Source organism: Streptomyces wuyuanensis, from assembly GCF_900103455.1.
GTDB lineage: Bacteria > Actinomycetota > Actinomycetes > Streptomycetales > Streptomycetaceae > Streptomyces > Streptomyces wuyuanensis.
The window spans coordinates 84,326-107,765 of sequence record NZ_FNHI01000018.1; the positions used below are offsets into that span (position 1 = coordinate 84,326).

Annotated in this window: 19 protein-coding genes; 12 read left to right on the forward strand and 7 right to left on the reverse strand. The window is 70.0% G+C overall.

All coding sequences use genetic code 11. The annotated features are described in order from the left end of the window. Window positions 1–162 precede the first annotated feature (162 nt). From nhaA to BLT82_RS24750, 6 genes are all read left to right on the forward strand, one after another. A complete protein-coding gene (gene nhaA, locus BLT82_RS24725; RefSeq protein WP_093658530.1) occupies window positions 163–1,476 on the forward strand; it encodes a Na+/H+ antiporter NhaA in 1,314 nt (437 codons plus the stop codon). A gap of 466 nt (window positions 1,477–1,942) precedes the next feature. Then, entirely contained in the window at window positions 1,943–2,212 is a 270-nt protein-coding gene (locus BLT82_RS24730) for a hypothetical protein (RefSeq protein ID WP_093658532.1), read from the forward strand. Window positions 2,213–2,273: 61 nt separating this feature from the next. Next, the gene (locus tag BLT82_RS24735) at window positions 2,274–3,809 is read left to right on the forward strand and encodes an FAD-dependent monooxygenase (protein ID WP_093658685.1); all 1,536 of its coding nucleotides are present in this window, start codon (window positions 2,274–2,276) and stop codon (window positions 3,807–3,809) included. Further along, a complete protein-coding gene (locus tag BLT82_RS24740) occupies window positions 3,806–4,393 on the forward strand; it encodes a TetR/AcrR family transcriptional regulator (protein ID WP_093658534.1) in 588 nt (195 codons plus the stop codon). The genes BLT82_RS24735 and BLT82_RS24740 overlap by 4 nt, the downstream gene beginning before the upstream one ends. 365 nt (window positions 4,394–4,758) lie before the next feature. Further along, window positions 4,759–5,244, forward strand: coding sequence for a cation:proton antiporter regulatory subunit (locus tag BLT82_RS24745; RefSeq protein ID WP_093658687.1), 486 nt, complete (start codon window positions 4,759–4,761; stop codon window positions 5,242–5,244). Then, the gene (locus tag BLT82_RS24750) at window positions 5,241–6,479 is read left to right on the forward strand and encodes a cation:proton antiporter (protein ID WP_244292122.1); all 1,239 of its coding nucleotides are present in this window, start codon (window positions 5,241–5,243) and stop codon (window positions 6,477–6,479) included. The genes BLT82_RS24745 and BLT82_RS24750 overlap by 4 nt, the downstream gene beginning before the upstream one ends. A 421-nt stretch (window positions 6,480–6,900) precedes the next feature. On the opposite strand, the gene BLT82_RS24755 is transcribed toward BLT82_RS24750, so the two are convergent. The 3 genes from BLT82_RS24755 to BLT82_RS24765 all read right to left on the reverse strand — a co-directional run bounded on the left by BLT82_RS24755 (window position 6,901) and on the right by BLT82_RS24765 (window position 9,696). Further along, entirely contained in the window at window positions 6,901–7,266 is a 366-nt protein-coding gene (locus tag BLT82_RS24755) for a hypothetical protein (protein ID WP_093658536.1), read from the reverse strand. Between the two features lie 21 nt (window positions 7,267–7,287). Continuing rightward, window positions 7,288–7,791 carry a hypothetical protein gene (locus BLT82_RS24760; protein WP_093658538.1) on the reverse strand — a complete coding sequence of 168 codons (504 nt, stop codon included), beginning with the start codon at window positions 7,789–7,791 and terminating at the stop codon, window positions 7,288–7,290. Window positions 7,792–8,361: 570 nt separating this feature from the next. After that, window positions 8,362–9,696: a cytochrome P450 gene (locus tag BLT82_RS24765; protein ID WP_342029423.1), complete on the reverse strand. Its 1,335-nt coding sequence runs from the start codon at window positions 9,694–9,696 to the stop codon at window positions 8,362–8,364. A gap of 775 nt (window positions 9,697–10,471) precedes the next feature. On the opposite strand from BLT82_RS24765, the gene BLT82_RS24770 reads away from it, so the two are divergent. Further along, complete coding sequence (locus BLT82_RS24770; protein ID WP_093658542.1) at window positions 10,472–11,881, forward strand: cytochrome P450; 1,410 nt, start codon at window positions 10,472–10,474, stop codon at window positions 11,879–11,881. A 647-nt stretch (window positions 11,882–12,528) separates the two neighbouring features. Here the strand turns inward: BLT82_RS24770 and BLT82_RS24775 are convergent. After that, window positions 12,529–12,783, reverse strand: a complete 255-nt coding sequence (locus tag BLT82_RS24775; protein ID WP_143041527.1) for a hypothetical protein — start codon at window positions 12,781–12,783, stop codon at window positions 12,529–12,531. Window positions 12,784–12,839: 56 nt separating this feature from the next. Further along, complete coding sequence (locus BLT82_RS24780) at window positions 12,840–13,160, reverse strand: hypothetical protein (protein ID WP_093658546.1); 321 nt, start codon at window positions 13,158–13,160, stop codon at window positions 12,840–12,842. 698 nt (window positions 13,161–13,858) lie between these two features. On the opposite strand from BLT82_RS24780, the gene BLT82_RS24785 reads away from it, so the two are divergent. Then, window positions 13,859–14,275 carry a hypothetical protein gene (locus tag BLT82_RS24785; protein ID WP_093658548.1) on the forward strand — a complete coding sequence of 139 codons (417 nt, stop codon included), beginning with the start codon at window positions 13,859–13,861 and terminating at the stop codon, window positions 14,273–14,275. 248 nt (window positions 14,276–14,523) lie between these two features. Here BLT82_RS24785 and BLT82_RS24790 read toward each other — a convergent pair whose 3' ends face one another. Beyond that, on the reverse strand, window positions 14,524–15,459 hold the full coding sequence (locus BLT82_RS24790) for a helix-turn-helix domain-containing protein (RefSeq protein WP_093658550.1): 936 nt from the start codon (window positions 15,457–15,459) through the stop codon (window positions 14,524–14,526). A gap of 128 nt (window positions 15,460–15,587) precedes the next feature. On the opposite strand from BLT82_RS24790, the gene BLT82_RS24795 reads away from it, so the two are divergent. After that, complete coding sequence (locus BLT82_RS24795) at window positions 15,588–16,634, forward strand: saccharopine dehydrogenase family protein (protein ID WP_208868024.1); 1,047 nt, start codon at window positions 15,588–15,590, stop codon at window positions 16,632–16,634. 233 nt (window positions 16,635–16,867) lie between these two features. Here the strand turns inward: BLT82_RS24795 and BLT82_RS24800 are convergent, their stop codons facing one another. Beyond that, on the reverse strand, window positions 16,868–19,540 hold the full coding sequence (locus tag BLT82_RS24800; protein WP_244292125.1) for a cation-translocating P-type ATPase: 2,673 nt from the start codon (window positions 19,538–19,540) through the stop codon (window positions 16,868–16,870). Window positions 19,541–19,954: 414 nt separating this feature from the next. Here BLT82_RS24800 and BLT82_RS24805 point away from each other — a divergent pair, with 414 nt between their 5' ends. The 3 genes from BLT82_RS24805 (at window position 19,955) to BLT82_RS24815 (ending at window position 23,411) form a co-directional block, all read left to right on the forward strand. Then, the gene (locus BLT82_RS24805) at window positions 19,955–20,662 is read left to right on the forward strand and encodes a CBS domain-containing protein (RefSeq protein ID WP_093658557.1); all 708 of its coding nucleotides are present in this window, start codon (window positions 19,955–19,957) and stop codon (window positions 20,660–20,662) included. Between the two features lie 251 nt (window positions 20,663–20,913). Then, window positions 20,914–21,375 (forward strand): cyclic nucleotide-binding domain-containing protein, encoded by a 462-nt coding sequence (locus BLT82_RS24810; protein ID WP_093658559.1) that lies wholly within the window; start codon window positions 20,914–20,916, stop codon window positions 21,373–21,375. A gap of 677 nt (window positions 21,376–22,052) precedes the next feature. Next, window positions 22,053–23,411 carry an MBL fold metallo-hydrolase gene (locus BLT82_RS24815; protein ID WP_093658561.1) on the forward strand — a complete coding sequence of 453 codons (1,359 nt, stop codon included), beginning with the start codon at window positions 22,053–22,055 and terminating at the stop codon, window positions 23,409–23,411. Window positions 23,412–23,440: the final 29 nt, after the last annotated feature.

Genomic DNA, 23,440 nt, shown 5'->3' on the forward strand with positions numbered 1-23,440 from the left:
CTTCACACACGTAACCGCAGGTGGGGCGCTGCCTGGTGGCGGCGGCCCACTTCTGGATAGGGTGTAAAGAACGCGTCAAGGGACGCGGGGTGTGCCGGGAAGTCTGGTCGGCGTCAAGGGTGCAGTGTGCCCGCTCCATCGACGGCCCGGAGGCCCCATCTCATGTCAGACGCCCCGCGTCAGCGCACCTTCCTCGGTCTGCTCCCCCTGCCCGAGCGCAACGCCGTGGCCGAGGCCCTGCGCACCGAGACCATCGGCGGCCTGGTGCTGCTCGCCGCGGCAGTCGTCGCCCTCGTATGGGCGAACACCCCGTGGAGCGGCGTCTACGAACAGATACGCGCATTCCACTTCGGCATCCCCGCCCTCGGCCTCGACCTGTCCGTGGGCCACTGGACCGCCGACGGACTGCTCGCGGTCTTCTTCCTGGTCGCCGGCATCGAGCTCAAACGCGAGCTCGTCGTCGGCGAACTGCGCACCCCCGCCACCGCCGCCCTGCCGGTGATCGCGGCGGTCTGCGGGATGATCGTGCCCGCCGCACTGTACGCGGCCGTCGCCGCCTCCGGCGGGGGTTCACTCAACGGCTGGGCGGTGCCGATGGCCACCGACATCGCCTTCGCGCTCGCGGTCCTGGCCGTGCTCAGCACCCATCTGCCCGCCGCGCTCCGCGCGTTCCTGCTCACGCTCGCGGTCGTCGACGACCTCGGCGCGATCCTGATCATCGCGGTCTTCTTCACCAGCGATCTCAACTTCCTGGCTCTCGGAGGTGCCTTCGCCGGTCTGGTCGTGTTCTACGCCCTCCAGCGCCTGCGGGTCAGGGGCTGGTGGTGGTACGTGCCGCTCGGCGTCGCCATCTGGGCGCTGATGTACAACGGCGGGGTCCACGCCACGGTGGCAGGCGTCGCCATGGGCCTGATCCTGCGGACCACCCGCGACAAGGGCGAGGACGCGTCCCCCGCCGAGCGCGCCTCACACCTGCTGCACCCGGTCTCGGCGGGAGTGGCGGTGCCGCTGTTCGCCCTGTTCGCCGCCGGTGTCGGCGTCTCCGGTGCGGCCCTGGGCGAGGTGTTCACCCGGCCGGAGCCACTCGGGGTGGTGTTGGGCCTGGTCGTCGGCAAGACCCTGGGAATCTTCGCCGGCACGTACCTCGCAGCACGCTTCACCCGCGCCCGCCTGAACCCGGACCTGGCCTGGGCGGACGTCCTCGCGCTCGCCGTACTGGCCGGGATCGGTTTCACCGTCGCCCTCCTGATCGGCGAGTTGGCCTTCCCCGACCCCGCCCAGGCCGAGCACATCAAGGCGGCGGTCCTGGTCGCATCACTGATCGCCGCGGGCTTCGCCGCCCTGTTGATCAAACGCCGCAACGGCATCTACCGGCGCCTCTACGAGGAGGAGACGCGCGACGACGACGCCGACGGCATCCCGGACATCTACCAGCGAAGCGGTTCCGGTGCCTCCGGGGGCGGAACCGTCAGGTGAGGAGGCGCCTCATACGCGCTCAGAACCTGGCAGGGCCGTGTCCCTTGGTGACCACGGACGACGAGGCGCCCACCGCGGCCCGGATGCCGGCCGAGCAGCGGCTCCCCGCACTCCTGGTGCTCGACACCGACGGACTGCCCCACGCCGTGATTCCCGGTTCTCAACTCATTCGTGAACTCGTGCCCCCTATGCGCTCGAAGTCCCGCTGCTCGCTGCCGTCGTCGACGAGCGACGCCATGCAGAGGCCGCGGAGCGCGTCAGCCGCCTCACCGTTGCGGAATGACCCCGACGTCCCTCTATTGGCCGCCCGTCGTCGGCCCTGACGCCCACCCCACGGAGGTGCCGCGCTCATGGCTCGTGTACGCAGTCCGTTGGTCGCTGCCATCGAACGGGAGGGAGATCGGGTGACCATGCCCGGCTCGGTCTCTGCCGCACGGCTCATGCAGCACTTCATCGGGCAGAGACCGTGAACGGCCCCGCTTCGGTGCTGACGGTCGCGATCGTGATCGCCGCGTTGGTGATCAGGACTGCTCTCGCGGAGATGCGGCGGCCTGGAAGTGCCCGTACCCAATGGGCCTTCGCCACCAACGCCCGAGCTCTCACCGCGGGCGCACTGACCACAGCCGTGCTGGGTGTCATCGCCATGCAGACCTACGGCTGCGGCGCCGCGGCATGGGCAGTCCTCGCAGGCGCCCTGGTCGCACTCATCGTGGACAGACGGCCATCCGGGGAGTGACTCCGCATCCACATTCGCGTTAGCCTCTAACTGTTGATAGCGACTAACACTTGGGGTGGACATGTCCTCTGTGGTGATCGCCGGGGCCGGGCCCACGGGCCTGGCCCTGGCCTGCGGTCTCGCGGCTTCGGGTGTCCCGGTCCGGATCGCGGAGAAGCGCGACGAGCCCGCAACCACCTCACGGGCACTCGGCCTCCAGCCGCGCGGAGCCGAGGTGCTCGACCGGCTCGGCGCCCTGGCCGACCTGCCCGAACGTTCCGTACGCATCTCCCGGGTGGTCACCCACGTGGACGGCAGGCAGATGGCCAGCCTGCAGGTCGGTCGGCCCACGAAACTGGTGACGCGACCCGGCCTGCTCATGTCCCAGACCGAGGTCGAAGCAGTCCTGCGACAGCGGCTGAGCACGCTGGGGGTCGAGGTCGAGTGGGGCAGGGAACTGCTCTCCGTCACCCAGGACGATTCCGGCGTGACCCTGTCGTTTCCGGGGGAACAACTCCGGTCGGCCTGGCTGGTCGGGTGCGACGGCGCCCACAGCCTCGTGCGCAAGGCGGCGGGAATCGACTTCCCCGGCGTCTCCGTCATCGAGAACTTCCTGCTGGCGGACGTGCAGGCCGATCTGCCCCTACCGTCCGACACGGTGTCCGTGTGGCTCCGGGCGGACAGCATGCTCGGCGCCTTCCCGCTGCCGGGCGACCGCGTCTGGCGCCTCATGGCCCCTGCGCGTCCGGGCGCCACAAGTCCCGGAGCCGACGGCACCGTCGACGAACTCACGCGGCAACTCCGCAACCATGCCGGCCTCGACCCCTCGGTCGTGGGAAGAGTGCTCTGGTCCTCGACGTTCCGCATCCATCGCCGGCTGGCCTCCACCTACCGGCGCGGCCGAATCCTGCTCGCCGGCGACGCCGCCCACATCCACAGTCCGTTCGGCGGCCAGGGAATGAACACCGGGCTCGGAGACGCGGAGAACCTCGCCTGGAAGCTGGCCATGGTCATGCACGGCGCGGCCCCCGGCGCGCTGCTGGACACGTACGAAGCCGAACGCCGGCCCATAGCCCGCGAGGTCCTGGCCTCGACGAGTTCCCTCACCCGCATGGTGGTCGGCGACACCCCCCTCGCCCGGGCCGCACGGGACCGCGTGTTCGTACCGCTGATGAACCGACCACTGGTGCAGAGGCTCATCTGGGAGCAGTCGTCACAGCTGAAGATCCACTACCGTCGCGGCCCCCTGGGCGCGCGGCTCACCGAGCGATGGGCTCTCGGCACCGCGCGGGCCGGTGACCGGGTGCCCGACGTGCCGTGCACGCGTCCTGACGGCTCCCCCACCCGCCTCCACGCCGAACTCGGAGCCCGCTGGGCACTTCTGCTTCCCGCACTCGGCGACGGGGAGGCGTACCGTGCGGTGGCCGCGCGCCACCTCGGGCCGGACATACCCCTCACTCCCCTGACCCCCTCCACAGCGCCGTCCCGTCACGTCACACTGGTGAGGCCCGATGGGCACATGGCCTGGCGGGGCAACTCCACGGCCTCGCTCGACGCCTGGTTCAGCACCAGGCTGGGCACCACGAGGCACCACACCCCGGAGAACGAGGACACATGAACGGCCCGGCGACACCACCCGAGAGCCTGCGCGCACGCAAGAAGGCACACACGCGCAGCACCATCCAGGCGGAGGCCCTGCGCCTGTTCCTGAGCCAGGGCTACGAGACCACCACCGTCGAACAGATCGCCCGTGCCGCCGGCGTGTCGAGCATGACGTTCTTCCGCCACTTCCCCACCAAGGAGTCCGTCGTCGAATCCGACGACTACGACCCGCTCATCGTCCGGCTCATCGAGCGGCGACCGCCCCAGGAGCACCCGCTGACCGCTCTCCACCACGCCCTCGCAGAAGGCCTGGCCGCCGTCTACACCACGGACCGGGAGGCACTCCTCGTCCGCACCCGTCTCATCCTGAGGACTCCGGCGCTGCGCGCCCGCCTCCGGGAGAACCAGCACGCAACGGAACAGATGCTGACCGCCGCCCTCGCGGCGCGCTCCGGTGGGGAACCCGACCTCTCCCTGAGGGTCTACGCCTCCGCCGCCCTCGCCGCGCTCACCACCACCCTGGCCGTGTGGGTGGACGGAGACGGCGAGGGCCATCTGCCCGCCCTCGTCGACGAGGCCTTCCTGGCCCTGTGCCCGTAGGCGACAGGCCGACGGAACATGGAACTTGGGTGAGCTTGTTCGTCGCTTCGACGGATACCATCGACGTGGTGGTCATGCCGCCGCGGCGGCCTCGTAGTCAGCGGGACAGCCCTTGGCCGCGGCTCTTGTGCAGCCGGCAGTTCTACCGGCCCGCATGGTCAGCTTTCGATCGAGCGGACCGCTTGCCTCTGTTTCCACCTGCTGATCACCGCGTATGAGCCGCGTGGGCGTGCGGGGGGTCCTGAGCAGCTACGTGCGCCGCACAACGATGCGATTCGAAACAGTCCGTCGCTCGCCATGAAACCCCCCATATGCCCTCGTCATGCAGAGGCATGAGGTTTGCGCGCGACGTGATGATTGGCGGCATGGACGTCAACGAAGTACTGCTGCCCGGGGTGGGGATGCGCTATGAGTTCGCCACCCGCGATGGGGACCGGATGAGCGTCGTCGCCCTCCGGTCGGGCGAATTCGAGCTGATGGCCTATGAGGGCGTGGATGCGGACGAGGCGAGGTTCGTATTCCGGCTGACCCGTGAGGAGGCCGACATTCTCGCCGAGATTCTGGGGGCCCCGCGTATCGCCGAGCGGTTCGCCGATCTGACCAAGGAGGTGCCAGGGCTGAGCGCCGGGCAGATCGAGGTCCGTGCGGGCGGGCCCTTTGTGGACCGTCTGCTGGGGGAGACCAGAGCCCGGACGCGGACCGGTGCATCGATCGTGGCGATCGTACGCGGCGAGGAAGTGATCCCCTCCCCGGGGCCGACGCAGGTGCTGCGGGCGGGGGATGTGCTGGTGGTGATCGGAACCCATGACGGGATTGCCCAGGTGGAGCAGATCATCCAGGCTGATCAATGAAGGTCTCGGTCGCCCTGCTGCTGGAGCTGGGGATCATCCTGGCAACGCTAAGTCTGCTCGGGACGCTGGCCCGGCGTTTCACGCTCTCGCCCATCCCGCTCTATCTCCTGGCGGGTCTGGCCCTGGGCGAGGGGGGCATCGCCCCGGTTCCGGCCGCCGGTGCGTTCGTGGAGACCGGAGCAGGCATCGGGGTGGTCCTCTTGCTTCTGGCGCTCGGTCTCGAGTTCACCGTGCCGGAGTTCGCCGCCAGCCTCCACCGCCATCTGCCGTCCGGGGCAGTCGACCTTGTGCTGAACGCGACACCGGGAGCCGTGGCGGGATGGCTCCTGGGCCTGGACGCCACTGGGATCCTGACCCTGGCGGGCGTGACCTACATCTCCTCGTCAGGCATCATCGCCCGGCTACTGAGTGACCTGAAGCGCCTGGGCAACCGGGAAACACCGGCCGTGCTCTCCGTACTGGTGCTGGAAGACTTCGCGATGGCCGCCTTTCTCCCGCTGCTCGCGGTCGTCGCCACCGGCGGCACCTGGCGGCAGGCACTGCTGGGAGTCCTGCTGGCCCTCGGCGCGGTTCTGGCCGCGCTCGCCGTGTCGTACTGGTGGGGACACCACATCGGGCGGATGCTCCTGCATCTGCGTCCGGACGCCGAACAGTTGCTGCTGCGGGTGCTCGGCGTCACGCTGATCGTCGCCGCGGTCGCCGAGGCGGCTCATATCTCCGCCGCGGTAGGAGCATTCATCGTGGGACTGTCACTCACCGGTGAGGCGGCCGACCAGGCACGGCAGGTGCTGAGCCCGCTGCGGGACCTGTTTGCCGCCGTCTTCTTCCTCTCCATCGGCCTCTCGGTCAAGCCGGAGACGCTGCTGCCGGTGCTTCCCGCCGCCGTGCTGCTGGGGCTGGTCACGGCACTGACGAAGATGGCGGCAGGCTGGTACGCCGCACGACGGGAGGGCACGGGGCGCCGGGGCCGGCTGCGGGCCGGTACCGCACTCATCGCACGCGGCGAGTTCTCCCTCGTCATGATCGGTCTGGTCGGGGTGCGGCAAGACCGGCTCGGCGCTCTGGCCGCCGGATACGTCCTGCTGCTCGCCGTAACCGGCCCGGTTGTCACCCGTTTCGCCGGGACTCGCCCGGCGCCCAGCGCCGGTACAAGCAGGCAGGTGCGCACCGGCGGCGAAAAACTGGATCTCCGAGGAGAACACCCGGCTGGTGGCCAACCCCCTCGCCAACCTTGACGACCTCGACGAGTGCGATGGGTGGACACGGCACCGGCTCCGACACGGTGCCGTGACGCACGATGCGGAGGACGGCACCTCAACACCGGCGTTGCCGCCCCATTCCTGCCATGCCTTCGTGCGAACCCTGGGGGTACGCACGGCGTCGACGCCGTCGCCCGGCAGGCCGCCGAGCCCCGACCCTGCGCCCCGGCGCCCCGGCGCCGAAGGTGAGTACGGGCGCTCAGGGCTTCAAGAGGAGGATCTCCCCGGCGGACCGGCAGCCGCCACGCCAACCTCAGCGAACCACGTGAACGCCTGACGGCACCGGGAATCACCTGGATCCCGAGCGCCGCGGAGCCGTTCTGGTGCCGGACCGCACGGGCCTCGGAGGGCGAAGGGGTTCCGGGGCCGCTGGTTGCCCGCCCCGGAACACCGTTGTTCAGCGTCCGGCGGAGCCGCCGAGGCGCTTGATCTTCTCGAATGGGTAGGCCCCTACGGTCACCACGACCAGGCCGTAGAGCGCGAAGGCCACGAGTCCCCAGGTGGAGACCGACATGCCACCGTCACTCAGGATGACGCTGCCGATCGGCACCAGCGGAGCGAAGCTCAGCGCGGCGGCCCCGGTGCACCAGAACGCCACCAAGCCGTTGGCCCGCTTCCGCAGCGCGGGATCGGACTTCACCGCTGCAGGGACCTCGTACCCGTCGGATCTGTCGCAGACCTTGCCGCGATAGCCGACACGGGCCGCCAGGAGACTGACCACGCCCAGCAGGAGAAAGCAGCCGAAGATGAAGATGTAGGCCATGCCTGCCCCACTCGTCGTTGACTAGCGGATGTACTTGATGATGAAGGCGATCGTCATGTTGGCGGCCTTGTTCTTGACCCAGCCCGGCAGGAACTTCCAGACCACACCGCCGATCTCGCCGCCGAGGCAGCCGATGACGGCGTTCCGGGCATAGGACTTCTTGCTGGACGCCTTGCCCGCCGCGATGTCACTGAGCACCGAGGTCGGAATTCCGGCAAGCGCCCCCTTCGCGCACCATGCCGCAGCACCGATCGCGGCCGCGGCGATCGGGAAGGCGAAGCCCTTGGTCTTCATGCCCTTCTCGATCTCGGCGAGAGCCTCGGGGCCCATCTCCTTCTCGATGAACTCGCGCTGCCCCTGAGTGAGCGGTGGGGCCTTCGACTCGGCCCCGACGGCCACGGCGCCGGTCGTCCCCCGAGCGGCGTCGGCTGCCGTGGCGGTGGGAGCCACGGCGACGAGCAGAACACCGCTGGTGACAGCGGCGATCCCGGCCAGCGATATACGGCGCATGATGGTCTTGCGCATCGTTGATTCAATCCCCAATGGCAGATATCCGCCTCCAGGTCAGGGAGGCGGGCCCTCGACCATCACCCTCGGCACGGGGAAGATGATCACCGAAACAGACCCTGGCATCTCACAAAGGGGAGGTAAAGAAGGATCTTGCATGAAGAGAGTCACAGGTGCCGGTCGGAACCTCGCGAACCCATTCGGCATCCCCCTCCGTGACCGCAATCGGAACCCTGCGAGGCGCAAGGGATGTCGGGTAGGGCGCTGGACACATTCCGAGGGGTGTGCGCTGTGCCGGGCAGCGCCACTGAAGTCACCCGGCCGGTGATCAGCCCTCACCGGGGGGCGGATGACGGCCGGATGTTCGCCTCCCCGGCGGGCCTCAGTCGAGCCACACCGCGCGGGTGCCGGACGGCGGTGGCACGCGAATCATGAGCCGGCCCGCAGGGCGGCAAGAGACGGCCCGAGCCCGTGCCGACCCGCACCCTGGACGCTTCGGCTGCAGACCGAGCGCCTGCGGTCGATCCAACAAGCCAGACACTCCCCACGGCCGGCCCGGGGCGAGCCGGCCGTATCGAGGGCGAAGGTTCAGTCGTCCTGGCGGCGGCGGACGACCATCGGCACCCGGATGGGATGTGCCATGGAGGCGGTGGCCTCGGTCGGCGGTTTGCTTCCGGGGACGGAGCGCAGCTTCCAGCGGGGCAGGATGGTGGCGAGGATGATGGTCGCTTCGAGCCAGGCGAATTTGTCACCGATGCACTTGCGGTTGCCGGCGCCGAACGGGGCGACATGGTGGCGGGGGCGGTCGGCTGACCGCTCGGGCAGCCAGCGGTCGGGGTCGAAGCGGTCCGGGTCCGGATACAGGTCCGGGTCGCGGTGCATGGCGTAGGGGCTGAAGAGGACCTCGGTCTCGGCGGGAAGTTCGTAGCCGCCGATGGTGACGGGTTCGATGGTGCGCCGCATGAGTGTGGTGACCCCGTGGAGCCGGATCACCTCGTCCAGGACCCGCGTGATGGCGGGCAGGTTCCGTACGTCGGCGAAGGTGACGGGCCGATCGCCGACGGCCCCTCTGATCTCCGTGAGGATTTCCTCTTCGACGTCAGGCCGCTGACCGATGTGGTAAATGGCCCAGGCGAGCGTGGAAGCGGTCGTCTCACTCCCGGCGAAGAGCATGGTGGCGAGTTCGTCGCGGACCTCTTCGTCGGTCATGCCGGCGCCGGTCTCGTCCCGTGCGGAGACCAGCAGAGAGAGCAGGTCCGTGCGGTTCTCGGGGTTGGAGGCGCGGGTGGTGGCGATGACCTCCTCGATCACGGCGCGCATCCGGGAGGCCGAGCGGTCGAAGGACCTCCAGATGGGGAGCCCGTCCAGGGCTTTGGGAGCGAGGGCCCGGCGCAGCATGGTGCGGAGGATGATCGGAAGGTCTTCGCGGACGGACTCGACTGCGGGACGGCCGATGTCGGCGCTGAAGATGGTCGCGGCGAGGGTCTCGATCGTGAAGCTGCCCGCGACCTCGGCTGCATCGATGGTCTGGCCGTCGCTCCAGGAGTTCGCCAGCATCCGGGAGCGCTCGGACATGACGTGGGCGTAGCCCTCGAGGCGCTCCTTGTAGAACATCGGCTGGATGAGGCGCCGGTTGCGGAGATGGGTTGCACCTTCGGAGTTGCCGATGCCGTTGCCGACCAGCGGCCTCAGCCGGTCGAAGAGCCGGCCTTTCCTGAAGTGCTTCCCCTTCTTGACGAGGACTTCGGTGATCGTGTCGGGGGTGGTGACGACGACGACGGGCATGGTGCCGATGTCCAGGCGCAGGACGGGCCCCTCGGTGTGGAGAGCCCTGAGCACTCCCAGCGGGTCACGCAGCATGCGGGGCACGTGACCGAGGCCGGGAACGCGGCCCTTCGCCCGGGGTATGGAATCCAGTGACACGTCGGGTCCTCTCGCGAGACGGTCTCGCGCCGGTGCTGGGCTGCCCCGGCGTGAAACGGGTGGGGGGGATGGTCGGTTGCGCGCGATCAGTCGAGCCAGCCGGAACGATCCAGTCCGGCGCATAATATTCGTGCTTGATCGTTTTTCAACAGAGCGCCGAGCGATGCCAGTTCGCTTGCTCGCGGCCCCTGCCCGACGCTGGTTCGCGGACCGACTCATGCCGGCGCTCGCGTACTCTTCTCCGCGACGCTCCAGAAGCTCTCTGATCGCCGAGAACTGCAGGGGGTGAAGCGGGAGATCATGCAGCGCCCGGTGCGGGCCGTGCATATGGGCGAGCTCCCACGTGGATCGCGGACGAGGGCGACATCGCGATCAATCGGCAGTCGCCGCGGCGCTTCTGGGCTCCCCGAGCAGGCCGCTGCCGTAGATGCATACGTAGTCACGGAGGCGCATCAGGGACACCGGAGTCTCACCCTGCGGCGGGCCGTGTTCGTCCTTCGCGGCTCCAGGGACCAGGACACCGAGACGCCCCTCCACCAGCAGGCTCGGTCCAACGTCGGCGAAGGTGACCGTTTGACGACTTAACTGTCCTGCCATGAACGACCTTTGATGGCTTGTCGGGCACTCTTGCGCGGAAGATATGCTGCCCTCTGCGCTGCCGATCTTGCTCACTGGGGACCGGCGGCCGGGGACCGCTTCCCGCGGTCCGCAGTGACGTTCATGAGTGCCCCGGCCGGCCTTCGTGACAGGGGTGCTCTCAATCACCGGAGGCCCCGTGACCACCCCATCCCCGATATCCGCTGACGGCCTCATGCCCCCGCCCGGGTGCCCAGCCCACGGCATGGCCCAGAACGGCCTCGTGCGGTTGCCGGAGATCACCGACCCGGCCAGGACCTACGAGGGGCTCCGCAAGCAGTACGGTCCGGTCGCACCGGTCCTCCTGCACGGAGACATCGAGGCCTGGATGGTCCTGGGGTATCGGGAGAACCTGGAGGTCATGCGGACTCCGAAGTTGTTCAGCCGGGACTCCCGGCTCTGGAACGCCTTCATCGAGAACCGCGTGCCGGCGGACTCGCCCCTCCTGCCGATGGTCGCCTGGCAGCCCTTGTGCGTGTTTGCCGACGGCGAAGAGCACGCCCGCCTGCGTGGCGCAGTCGTGGACGGCCTCTCGCAGTTCAATCGGCGCGGCATGCGCAAGTACGTCACTCACTACACCCGTCAACTCGTCGCGGGTTTCGGGGCCGGCGGCGCCGCAGACCTCGTCCGGAACTACGCCGAGCCGCTGCCGATGCTCGTGGTCAGCCGCCTGCTCGGCATGTCGCCGGACAAGGGCCCGCTCCTGGTCGAGCCGACGCTCGACCTGCTGCGCGGCAGCGAGACGGCAGCCGCCAGCAACGCCGTCGTCACCCAGGTGCTCCAGGACCTCGTCGCCTACAAGAAAACGGCCCCGGGCGACGACCTGGCCTCACGCCTCATCCAGCACGAGTCACAGCTCACCGACACCGAAGTCGTCGAACACCTTCGTCTGACCCTGGTCGCCGCGCATCAGGGGACGGTCAATCTGATCGCCCACACCCTGCGGCTGATCCTGACCGACCGCCGGTTCCGCGGGAACCTCTCCGGCGGCCACATGACCCTGCCCGACGCGCTGGAACAGGTCATGTGGGACAACCCCAGCATCGGCACCATTCCCGGCCGGTGGGCAACGTCCGACACGACGATCGGCGGTCAGCACATCAGAAAGGGCGATCTGCTCATGCTGTGCATCGCCGCCGCCAACGTGGACCCCGAGCAGCGCCCCGACGTGAGCGTGCCGATGCACGGAAACCGCTCACACCTCGCGCTCAGCGCCGGCCCTCACGAGTGCCCCGGCGGTGACATCGGCCGCGCCATCGCCGACACCGGCATTGACGAGCTCATGTCGATCCTGCCCGACATGACCCTTGCGGTCCCGGAGACCGAGATCGGCATTACCTCCAACTGGCTCACCACCCGGCCGGACGCCCTGCCGGTCCGGTTCACCCCGCCACGCTCCCTGGGCGACCTCCACCCGGCGCAGGGAGCCCCAGTCGCCGCTCAGCCGCTGCCCGCGGCCGCGGCCTCTCCCGCCGTGCCGTTCCCGCAGCCTCCCGCAGCGGTGCCTGCACGGCCGCGGTCCTGGTGGCGCTCGCTGCTGTCCCGATAGCAGCCCGGTTGCGGCACGACGGGACGTGATCACCAAGTGCGGTCCAGGAAGTGAAGGTGGAGCGGCACAACCACTGCTCTCGTCACCATCGCTGTCCGCGTCGGCCCCCGTTGCTGTGGCACGCCCCCTCGCGGAAGGGGTCGTCGTGCCGCTCGTCGTGATGCGCCTGATCACACCACGTGCCGCCCGCCGCGGGTAGGCGGGCACACGGCAAGGCCGCGGGCCCTGTCCGACTCGGTGAGTCGGACAGGGCCCGCTGTCAGGCGACCGTGACCTGGGGACACCACGCCTGCCGCGGCGTACGCTCGTCAGCAGAGGGCTCATGGGCGGCATCCCCACGGCCTTCCGGGCCGCCCTGCGGAAGGCTGCCGGTCAGGTCGGACACCACTCGCGGGCACTGGTGCTGACCACGCACGGGCATCCCGGCCACGTCGGCAACAACGATCTGGCCGACGAGTTGGGTGTGCCCGCCGAGCACTACGTCCCCGCCCCGACGTGGACCAGATGCGCGACCCGGCATCGTACTGGCTGCGGTCGTTCGACCGCATCACCGGACTGGCTCCACTGCCCGCGTCACCGGCCGCCCTGGCCGAAAAGGTGGTGCAGATCTGTCGGCCCACGAAGCCCTTCTGCGGCACAACCCGGACCTACGAGGAGCGACCGCGGAGCGGTTCCGGATCGGGTCGCTTCGGTTCACCGGCTGGACCTTCGTCAACGGCGCGGTCCGCGTACTGCGCAGCGACGGCCACCGCGCCGGGCATGTGATCGTGCACCTCGGCGATTGCAGAGTCCTGCACCTGTCCGACGAAGGCAACGGGGCCTGGGGCGCGATGGCCGACGCCGACCAACTCAAGATCCAAACCGTGCTCGGCGCGGTCGCCGTCCTCTTCGAGGAGAAGCAAGCCACGATCCTCACCGACGGACACAGCTTCGCCCTGCGCCGCGGCGCTTCGGCCGGTCACAGACCGGTGACCTCCCGGGCCCTCTTGAGTACGGAGTCGATCGCGTCCACCCCGGCGTTGCGCCGCCGTTCGCGCGCGGCCCGGTCCGCCGGCACCAGCCGCGCGGCAACTTGCACGGCGTAGGCGTCCGGGTCGCCGAAGGCGGACCGCGGGTGCTCTCCCGTATCCGCGCAGTGCGCCGTGAGCTCCTTGACCGCCCGGAGCACGACCGCCCGGTCCACGCCCGGCTGCATGGCCAGCCGTACCTGGAAACGAGCCATCCACTTCTCGCGGTCCTTCTCCCCCGCCGCGTCCGTCGTCTGCTCCCTCTTCGCCACGTGCTCTCCCAGGTGATCGACAGCCGTCCGTCGTGGAGTTGGACGCCGAGGCGTCGAAGTGGGTTGCGCAAGCGGGGAAACGGCCATCGGCGAGAAGCCGGGGAACAAGACTGCGCCATGCCGGCACCGGTCCCGGGACGGCATCCCGGTCGGGCTGGGCCACAGCCGCGACCGTGCTTTCGCCCTGTCCGTCCTGCCGCTGCCGCCGTGTCCGTCCTGCCGCTGCCGCCGCCAGGCCACAGCCACGCCCTCGGCCCGGACCGCACGGCGGTGTGGCGGTACGGGAGAGCCGAGCCAGACGGTGTCCATCACACCCGGCCGTCCGAGATGGGACCCCTGCCGGGGTCACCGGCCCAGAAGCCGCGCCGACCGCCACGCGCCGCACAGCGCGAGCAAACCGGGGAATTTGCTGAAACCCATTCATGGAAGCCCGGCCTGGCTCACAGCACACCTGCTCCTCACCGGCCCCGCGCCTCATCGCCGTACCGGAGAGTCGCTCTCGCCTGCGTGAATACCGCCCCCTGCGCGCGGCCCTCTCGCCTGCGCCGCCACCACCCCCGGGTCAGGCAGGCGACGAATCCGCCTGTCAGCATGTGGGTTCCCCAACGCGCCGCGCCCGCAAAGCAGTTGACAGGCAATTCAGGACGGCGCTTTGATCTGGCACTCGTAATGACCGACACCTGCAGGGGGAACTCTTGATGAAGCGCAGCACGGTGGCAAAAGCCGGAACGGCTCTCGCGGCGAGCGTCCTCATCGTCGGGGGCATGGCGGGCTCGGCCTCCGCGAGCGGAAGCAATGTGACCGTCTCCCGGTCCTGGGGCACGGCGACCTTCAAGACCTACGGCGACGAACTGTTGGTGAAGGACCTGTCCGCGGACGGCTACTCCGTCCAGGCGAAGATCCAGCGCTGGCAGAAGGTCAACATCGACGCGTGGAGCTGGGTGGACCACCGGACCGGCTGCTACGACACGACCAGCAAGAACGACACCACCGACGGCTACTCGGTCTGCAACTACGACCTGATCGAGAACGACCCGGTCCGGGTCTGCATCGTCCGCTCGAAGGACGGCGTCCGCCACGGCGACTGGATCTGCAGCGCAGAGACCAAAGCCTGATTCCTGCCGCCCGTCACGCCACATCCGCCCCTGACACGAGCGGCCGCGGACGGGCAGAAGACCCAGGGCGCATCTCTGCAATCGGCTGGTCAGTCGATCGCACGCGTCCGTCCGGTCAGTGATCATTGATGCGACGTGGGACCGGATCGAGCCGCCGTGCCGGCCGATCCGGTCCGCGGTCGGCCGTCGGCAGTGGGCCGACCATCTCAAAGCCCTGAGATCTCACGGACGGATCCGAGAGGCAGTCCTCAGGGGCGGAAGGTGCGGCGGTAGGTGTCGGGTGGGACGCCGACACTGCGGTGGAAGTGGCGGCGCAGGGTGGTGGCGGTGCCCATGCCGGTGGCCGAGGCGATGGTGTCCACCGTGGCGTCGGTGGTCTCCAGCAGTTCCTGGGCGTGGCGGATGCGCTGAGTGTGGAGCCACTGCAGTGGTGTGGTGCCGGTGAGGTGCTTGAAGTGGCGGGCGAGGTGGCGTGAGCTCATGCGGGCCCGGCGGGCCAGGTCCTCCACGGTGATCGGTTGGTCCAGTCGCTCCAGCGCCCAGGGGAAGAGCTCGGCCAGGGGGTGGTTGCCCGGGGCGGGGATCGGGGTCGCGATGAACTGGGCCTGGCCGCCGTCGCGGTGCGGCGGGATGACCAGGCGCCGGGCGATCTTGTTGGCGATGGCCGAGCCGTGGTCGAGTCGGACCAGGTGCAGGCACAGGTCCATGGCGGCGGCTTTGCCCGCTGAGGTGAGGACGTCGCCGTTGTCGACGTAGAGGACGTCCGGATCGACGGTGGCTGCTGGGTGGCGCCGGGCCAGTTCCCTTGTGTGGGCCCAGTGTGTGGTGGCGCGCCTGCCGTCGAGCAGTCCTGCCGCGCCCAGGACGAACGCTCCCGTGCACAGTGAGGCCACGCGGGCGCCGGCTTCGTGAGCGGCGCGCACCGCCTCGACCAGCTTGGCGGGCGGTTCGCGATCCGTGTCGGCCCAGCCGGGGACGATCACCGTGTCGGCGTGCGCGAGGTGGTCGAGTCCCTCATCCGGTTCCAGACGGAAGCGGTCGACACGCACTGGGCCGCTCCCGCAGAGGGTGAAGTCGTACCAGGGGTCCACGATGTGGCTCAGATCGGCTCCGAAGACCTCGACGGCCACGGACAGTTCGTAGTGGAGCATGCCGTCGGTGACGGCCAGCGCGACAGTGGGCATGTCCGAAACTGTACGTGGCATGTCGTTTCCGACGCTCGTGCGGGGTGGTGCCGCGCGGACAGGATGTGGGTGTCAGGCCGCAGCGGATCGACATCGCAGCGGCGTTCGAGTGCGCGGGAGGAAGTCTCATGGGGACGGGTCAGTTGGTAGCGGTGTTCGGCGCGTACGGTCACACCGGGCGGTTCGTGGTGGCGGAGCTGGCCGCGCGGGGGTTCGTGCCGGTGCCATCCGGGCGCAACGCGCGGGCTCTGGAGGAGCTGGCCGGCGAGCACGGGCTGGAGGCCCGGGTGGCGTCGGCCGAGGACCCGGCCTCCCTGGAGCGGGCCCTGGCGGGCACGGCGGCGGTCATCAACTGCGCGGGCCCGTTCGCCTCGACCACCGGCCCCGTGATCGAGGCCGCGCTGCGCGCCGGGATCCCGTACCTGGACGTCGCCGCCGAACTCGAGGCCAACCTCGACACCTTCGCCCACTACCGCGAGCGGGCCCGGGACGCGGGAGCGGTGATCGTCCCGGCCATGGCCTTCTTCGGCGGTCTCGGCGACCTGCTGGCCACCGCGGCGATGGGCGACTGGACCGAAGCCGACGAGGCGCACATCGCCTACGCGCTCAGCAGCTGGCACCCCACCGCCGGCACCCGGCTCTCGGGCGCGGTCTCCCGCGAGCGGCGCGGCGCCCGCCGCCTGCGCTACAGCGGTGGGCAGTGGGAGCACCGCACGGACGACGCGCCCACCCTGGAGTGGAGCTTCCCGGATCCGATGGGACCCCGTTCGGTGATCGGGGAGTTCACGATGGCGGACGTCGTCACCGTCCCCCAGCACCTGTCCATCCCCGATGTGACCACCTACATGACCGCCGAGGCGGTCCGCGACGTCGCCGCCCCCCACACACCGGCCCCGACCGCCGCCGACGAGAGCGGGCGCTCGGACCAGACCTTCCTCGTCGACGTCGTCGTGCGCTCGGGCGGAGTCGAACGCCGGGCCACGGCCGGCGGACAGGACATCTACGCCGTCACCGCACCCCTGGTCGCCGAGGCCCTCGAACGCGTCCTCACCGGCCGCACGAAGGCCGTCGGCGTCGCCTCCGCCGGCGAGGTCTTCGACGCCCTGGACTTCCTTCACGCACTGGCCCCGCACATCGCACTCGACCTGCACCCGCAGAAGCAGATGACTGCCTGACATCAGTCGGCCGCCCGGCAGTCGGTCAGGCGCGCGAACTCGTCCCACAATGCGCGGATCTGCATCCCCACCTCCTGTGGCGTTCGACTCGGGGCGCCCGTGGTGGCCGGGATGCTGCGCCGTGGCACGGGCGGCTACGGCGATGGCGTGTTCTCCACCGCGAACGGGCCGGCTTCGCCCGACATGCCGTGTCCCCGGCCGAATGACCGAGTCGCGGAACTCCACGCCGGCGTTCACCGCCTCTTCTCCACCCCGGCCGGCGTCGGATCTTCCCTTCGGAGCACGCGGCGACGTACCGTCCATCGCCGAATCTCGTCGGTGCCCCAGACGATGACGGGGAAGCACGTGATGAGTGCGATGACGTCCGCGGGCAGGGCGGCGGTGCCGAACATGTGCTGGAAGAGCGGTACGTACACGAGCACGGCCGTGAAGGCGATCTCGAAGGCGATCCCGTACAGCAGCAGGGTATTGCTGAACACGCCTATCTGCCGCAGCGAGGCGTGCTCCGTTCTGGCCGCCATGGCGGTGCCGACCTGGCAGGTGACAATTCCCGCGAACGTCGCCGTCGTCGCCGTGAGATACGCGTGGTGCAGGTCGCTGCCGGGGCCGGTGGGATCTCCGGGCTGCCAGCCCGCCCGCCAGAGGACGTAGAAGTAGCCCGTCATGACGAGCACCGCCGAGACCGCTCCGAGGTAGCCCCAGCCGCGGACCAGCATGGCGGGCGAGATGATGCTCTGCCGACTCGATCGTGGCGGCCGCTTCATGACCCCCGGCTCCGCGCGCTCACGCCCCAGAGCGAGGGCGGGGAGCGTTTCGGTTCCCAGGTCGATCGCCAGGATCTGCAGCACCGTGAGCGGCAGTGGGACGGTGCCGGCCGACAGCGCGAAGACGAGGAACGGAACGGCCTCCGGCGTGAGGTGGGCGAAGATGTAGACGATGAACTTGCGGACGTTGTCGTACACGCGTCGGCCGGATTCGACGGCGGTGACGATGGTGGCGAAGTTGTCGTCGGTGAGCACCATCGTGGCCGCCTCGCGGGCGACGTCGGTACCCGAACGCCCCATGGCCACACCGATGTGCGCCCGGTGGAGTGCCGGGGCGTCGTTCACGCCGTCACCCGTCATCGCGACGATCCGGCCGTGCGCGCGAAGGGTGTCGGCGACTTTCAGCTTCGTCTCGGGTGAGGACCGGGCGAAGACGATCTCCGACTCCGGTCCGGTGATGAGCAGGTCGTCCAGTTCGCGGTCCGTGACCTTTTCCGACTCCTGTATGACGAGCAGCTCCGGCCGGCCGATGCCGACCTCCCTGGCCACGGCAGCCGCGGTGGCCCCGTTGTCACCTGTCACGATGTGCACCCTCAGCCCCGCGTCGTGGCAGCGCCGGACGGCGGCCGCCACCTCCGGCCGCGGAGGGTCGTACAGTCCGACCAGGCCCAGCAGCCGGAGTTCCCTCTCCGCCTGCTCACGGTGTTCGGGCGGTTCGGGAAGTTCCCGGTCCGCGACGGCGAGGACGCGCATCCCCTGACGGGCGAGGTCGTCCGCCGCGGCCCGCGCCTGGCTCACGTCGTGCCCGTTCCCGGCGCCGGCGTCCGTCGTGCGCGCCAGTACGCTCTCCGGCGCGCCCTTCACCACGAGCCGGAAGTGATCGCCGCCGGGTTCGGGCCGTATCAGCGTGGACATCAGCCGCAGCCGCGGGTCGAACCGGAACAGCGCCGTGCGGCGTTCGTCCCTGCGTGTGAGATCGGGTGCACCGCCGAGCGCCGCGGCACCCGCGACGAGGGCTTCTTCCGTGGGATCGCCGTGCAGGTCTCCCCGCTCGTCCCGGGTGACGGTCGTGCACTCTGCCATGGCCTCGGCCAGCCGGGCCGTCCACGGCCCGGCTTCGGTGCCGTGCCCCGGTGTCCACGCCGCTTGGAGGCGCATGCGGTTCTGAGTGAGCGTCCCCGTCTTGTCGGTACAGATCACGCTGGTCGAGCCGAGTGTCTCCACCGCACTGAGCCGCTTGACCACCGCTCCCTGCCGGGCCAGGAGCCGCACACCGACCGCGAGTGCCAGGGTGATCGTCGGAAGCAGGCCCTCCGGCACGTTGGCGACGAGGAGCCCGATGGCGAACATGAGGGCGTCGGTCAGCGGGAGGCCGATCATCCATCCGATGAGGAGGAAGGCCACGCCGACCGCGACCGCGACCGCGGCGATCAGCCAGGCGACCCTCTTGACCTGCTGCTCCAACGGGGAGGACTCGCGCCGGGTACGTTGGCTGAGAGCCGCGATGCGGCCCAGTTCGGTGTGACTTCCTGTGGCGAAGACGATGGCCTGCGCCTGGCCGCCCGTGCAGGTGGTGCCGCTGAAGACGAGGTTGGGTTCCTCGAGCAGCGGCTTGCCCGGCAGTGCCGGGCCTGCGCACCGGTCGACCGGTGCGGACTCGCCGGTGAGCATCGACAGGTCGGCTTCGACGCCGCCTTCGGTGAGGCGAGCGTCCGCGGGGATCTTGTCGCCTTCCTCGATCAGGACGATGTCGCCCGGCACCAGTTCCTTTGCGAGGACGTCGAATGTGCTGCCGTCCCGCACCACGCGGGCGTGCTCGGGGAGGTAGCGCGCAAGGGTCTCCACCGCGTGTTCGGCCTGGCGCTCCTGGAGGAGCGCGAATCCCGCGTTGACGAGGACGACGGCGACGATCGCCCATCCCAGGACGGCGATGTCGGCGATGAAGGCCAGGGCGGCGGCGGCCCACAGGAGCAGGGCGAGCGGATGTGCGAGTTGCCGTGTCAGCTCCCGCCACACGGACTCACCGGCGGTGGACCGCACCTCGTTCGGTCCGTACACGGCGAGACGCCGCTCCGCCTCCCGGCCGGACAGTCCACGGGCCCCGGTGCCCAGTTCGCGCCGCAACAGTGCCAGGGGCTCCAAGGGGTCGGGTTCCGGAGCCGGCGTCGAGGGCGGCTGTGGCGCAGGGTGCCTCACCTCATCGACACTCCGCGCTCCCGGACGGACTCCACAGGGCCGACAAGGGGCCCGGAATGGTCCGAACGTCCCTTGCCGGGGCACGGCGGAGCAAGAGGTCTGCCCCCACCGGAGAGGTCGAGGAATGCGTACGGGGCCGTCCGGCCCACGTCTCCTGCCCGTGCAGCCCCGTGACAGGACATCCCCCGACGTCAACGCTGGGAGGAGGGGCACCCGGCCCGTCCGTGCGCCCGTCACCGGGGCACGGACCATGGCCGAGCCGCCCGAGTGCGAGTGGGCACGTTCCCGCCAGAGCGACCGCCCGGCGACCTGCCCCGCTGAAGAGTGCCTCAGCTCGGGCCGACGAAGAGGAACAGGACCATGAGGCAGGAAACGGTCGGCACGGTGATGGCGAGAACGGTGATCACCGCGGACCGAAGCACCTCGTTCAGGGAGATCGCCGAGTTGCTGCGCAGGCACCGTATCAGCGGACTGCCGGTGGTCGACGATGACGGAAGAGTGGTCGGAGTGCTCTCGGAAAGCGACCTCCTCTCGGGCCTGACGAGGAGAGAGGGCCGACGGAGGGGGCACAAGCGCACATGGCCGGCACTCATGGGTCGAGGCCCAGGCCGGGAGGACGCGATCCAGCAGCTCACCGCCGGCCGGCTCATGAGCCGTCCGGCAGTCACCGTGGAGGCAGGCGAGTCCGTGGCCGTTGCCGCTCGCACCATGGCCGAGCGGCATGTCGAGCGGCTCCCCGTCGTGGACGCGGACAACCGCCTCGTGGGCCTGGTCACCCGCGGCGACCTGTTGAAGGTCTTCCTGCGCCCGGATCCCGAGATACGCAGGATCGTCGTTCACGACGTGCTCGACCGCACGCTCTGGTTGCCTCCCGGCACCCTGGACGTCCAGGTGCAGGACGGTGTGGTGACGCTCAAGGGCCGGCTGGAGCTGCGCAGTGAAGTGCTCGTCGTCGTACGCCTGGTCAAGGGGGTGCACGGCGTCGTCGATGTGGTCGATCTCCTGAGCTACCGCTACGACGACACTCAGCGCCACCGGCCCGACGAGGGTCCGCCCCTCCTTGCCTGACGCAGCCGGATCGAGCCCCGACACGCGGTCAGGACTTGCTCAGCCCGAACCGAGCGGTGGTCCGGCGGACCTTGCTCCTCCGGTGTCGCGAATGTTCAAGGAAGCCGACCTGCGCGACGCAAGAGGGTCGCATCGGGCACCGGTGGGGGCCTCTCGGCCCAGGGCGCACGGCCCACCGCTGACGCAGTCTGGGGCTGGACGGATTCGGCCCCGCACGACGCCACCACCGGAACGGAAACTCGGGAGGACCGATGAACAGCTCCTTTCTCCACGGACTGCCTTCGGACGGCCATGACCGTCTGATGGCGTGCTCGCACGAGGTCTCGTTCCCGGCAGGCACGAGGATCTTCGACGAGGGCGACCCGGCCGACCGGTTCTGGATCATCCGCACCGGGTCGGTCACCCTCGACCTCCAGGCCCACGGCCGGCGGGCTGCCACGGTGGAGACACTGGGCCACGGCGATCTGCTGGGATGGTCCTGGCTGGTGCCGCCGTACACGTGGCGGCTGGGAGCCGAGGCCTTCAGTCTCGTACGGGCACACGAGTTCGATGCCAGGGCGGTACGCGGTCTGTGCGACGTGGACCCCGTCTTCGGACTCGCCCTGACCCGCCGCGCCCTGGAGGTCGTCGCCCACCGGCTGCAGGCGACACGGATCCGTCTCCTGGACATCTACGCACCCCACGGGAGCGGAGTGATGCAGTTCCCTCGGTGATTCGCAGGTGTCGGCGCCTGGCCTCCGGCCAGGAGGCCGGCTGCGATCCCCTGCCCGGCGACGCGGCGCCCGGCTCGCGCGGTCCGGCGTTGGCATGGTGCCGGGCCCCGCCGGGGCGAACCATCGGCTGTGCCCGTGCGGCGACCGGCCACCTGCCGGGTTCTCCTTGCAGCGGTCCGCTCCAACTCCCCCAGCCGTCGGCCGAGCTGCCGACCACGGACCGGAACCGGCCTCCGCCGGTGGGGGGCGATCAAGAGGTGTCGGCGGGGAACGCCGCGCGGACCGCGGATGGAGATGCGGTTGCCCTGAGCCGGCCCTCGAGCACCGACGAAGCGGACCGGCACACAGGCAGACGGAAGCCTGGACGCCGAAAACCACTCGCCCTTCCCCGACCCGTTGCCTCAGCGCGCCGGCCGTTTCGGCTTCCCTCCGGATGCCCGGCTTCCGCTCTGCGGGAGCCTCCCCGCCGCTCAGCAGACGTCACTGGGGAGTCCCGTCGCGCGCTCTGCCGTACGGACCGACCGGCCTCCCGTCGCGGTCACGGCTTCGGTCCGTGTCTCGCGGGAGACCCGGCCCGGGCAGGCCGTACACCGTGACCCGATATACCCCCGGGGGTAATAATGCTACGGTGGATCCAATACCCCAGGGGGTAATTTCCATGCGAAGGGAGTACCCGCGTGTTCTTCATCGACACCATCGAGTTGGAAGGTCTGGGCAACCGCAGCTACCTGGCCGGCGGTGAGCGGACCGCGGTGGCGGTGGACCCGCCCCGCGACATCGACCGCGTGCTTGCCGCAGCCGCCCGGCGAGGTGTGCGGATCTCCCATGTGGTGGAGACCCACATACACAACGACTACGTCACCGGAGGTCTGGAACTCGCCCGGATGGCCGGCGCCGCGTACCTCGTGCCGGCGGGGGCGCGCGTCTCCTTCCCACGGGTCCCGGTGTCCGACGGCGACACGGTCGACATCGACGCCGGAGTGACCCTCACGGCCATGGCGACACCGGGCCACACGCCCCACCACACCGCGTACGTACTCCACGACGCGGGCAGTCCGGTGGCCGCGTTCACCGGCGGTTCCCTCCTCATCGGCACGGTCGGGCGACCGGACCTGGTCGAACCGCGGCTGACCGAGCAGCTGGCCCGGGCCCAGCACGCCTCGGCGCACCGCCTGGCCACCGACTTGCCGGACGCGACGGCCGTGCTGCCCACACACGGCTTCGGCAGCTTCTGCTCCTCGGCGCAGTCCGAGGGTGACGCGAGCACCATCGGCAAGGAGAGGGCCGGCAATGCGGCACTCACCGCCGACGTGGACACCTTCGTCGCCGACCTGCTGGCGGGCCTGGAGGACGTGCCCGCGTACTACGCCCACATGGGCCCGACCAACGCCGCCGGCCCCGCGCCGGTGGACCTGACCCCGCCCGCGCCGGCGGACGCCGAGGAGATCGCCGCACGTCTCGGGGCCGGAGAGTGGGTGGTGGACCTTCGCAACCGCATCGCGTTCGCCGAGGGACACGTGGCCGGATCGTTCAACTTCGAGGCCGAAGGCAAGCTCGCCACCTATCTCGCCTGGATGATCCCGTGGGGCAAGCCGGTCACCCTGCTCGCGGAATCGGCGGGGCAGCTGGCAGACGCGCAGCGTGAACTGGTCCGCGTCGGCATCGACCGCCCGGCCGCCGCTGCCACCGGAGGCCCGGACCGGTGGCTGCGTGAGGGCGAACCGCCGGCCTCGTTCCCACGGTCCACCTTCGCCGGGCTGGCCGAGCTGGGCCCCGACCGTGTCGTGGTCCTCGACGTACGCCGCGATGCCGAGCGTGCCGGCGGCTGGATCGAAGGCTCCCTGCACATCCCCGTCCACGAGTTGCACCGCCGCCTCGGCGAGGTTCCCGACGGAACCGTGTGGGTGCACTGCGCGGGTGGGATGCGGGCGGCCATCGCCGCCTCACTGCTGGACGCCGCCGGCCGGGACGTCGTCGCCGTCGACGACGGCTTCGACTCCGCGACCGACGCGGGTCTGCCCCTGATCTCCGGCTGACTGCCGGCCATTCACGAGCCCAGGAAGGA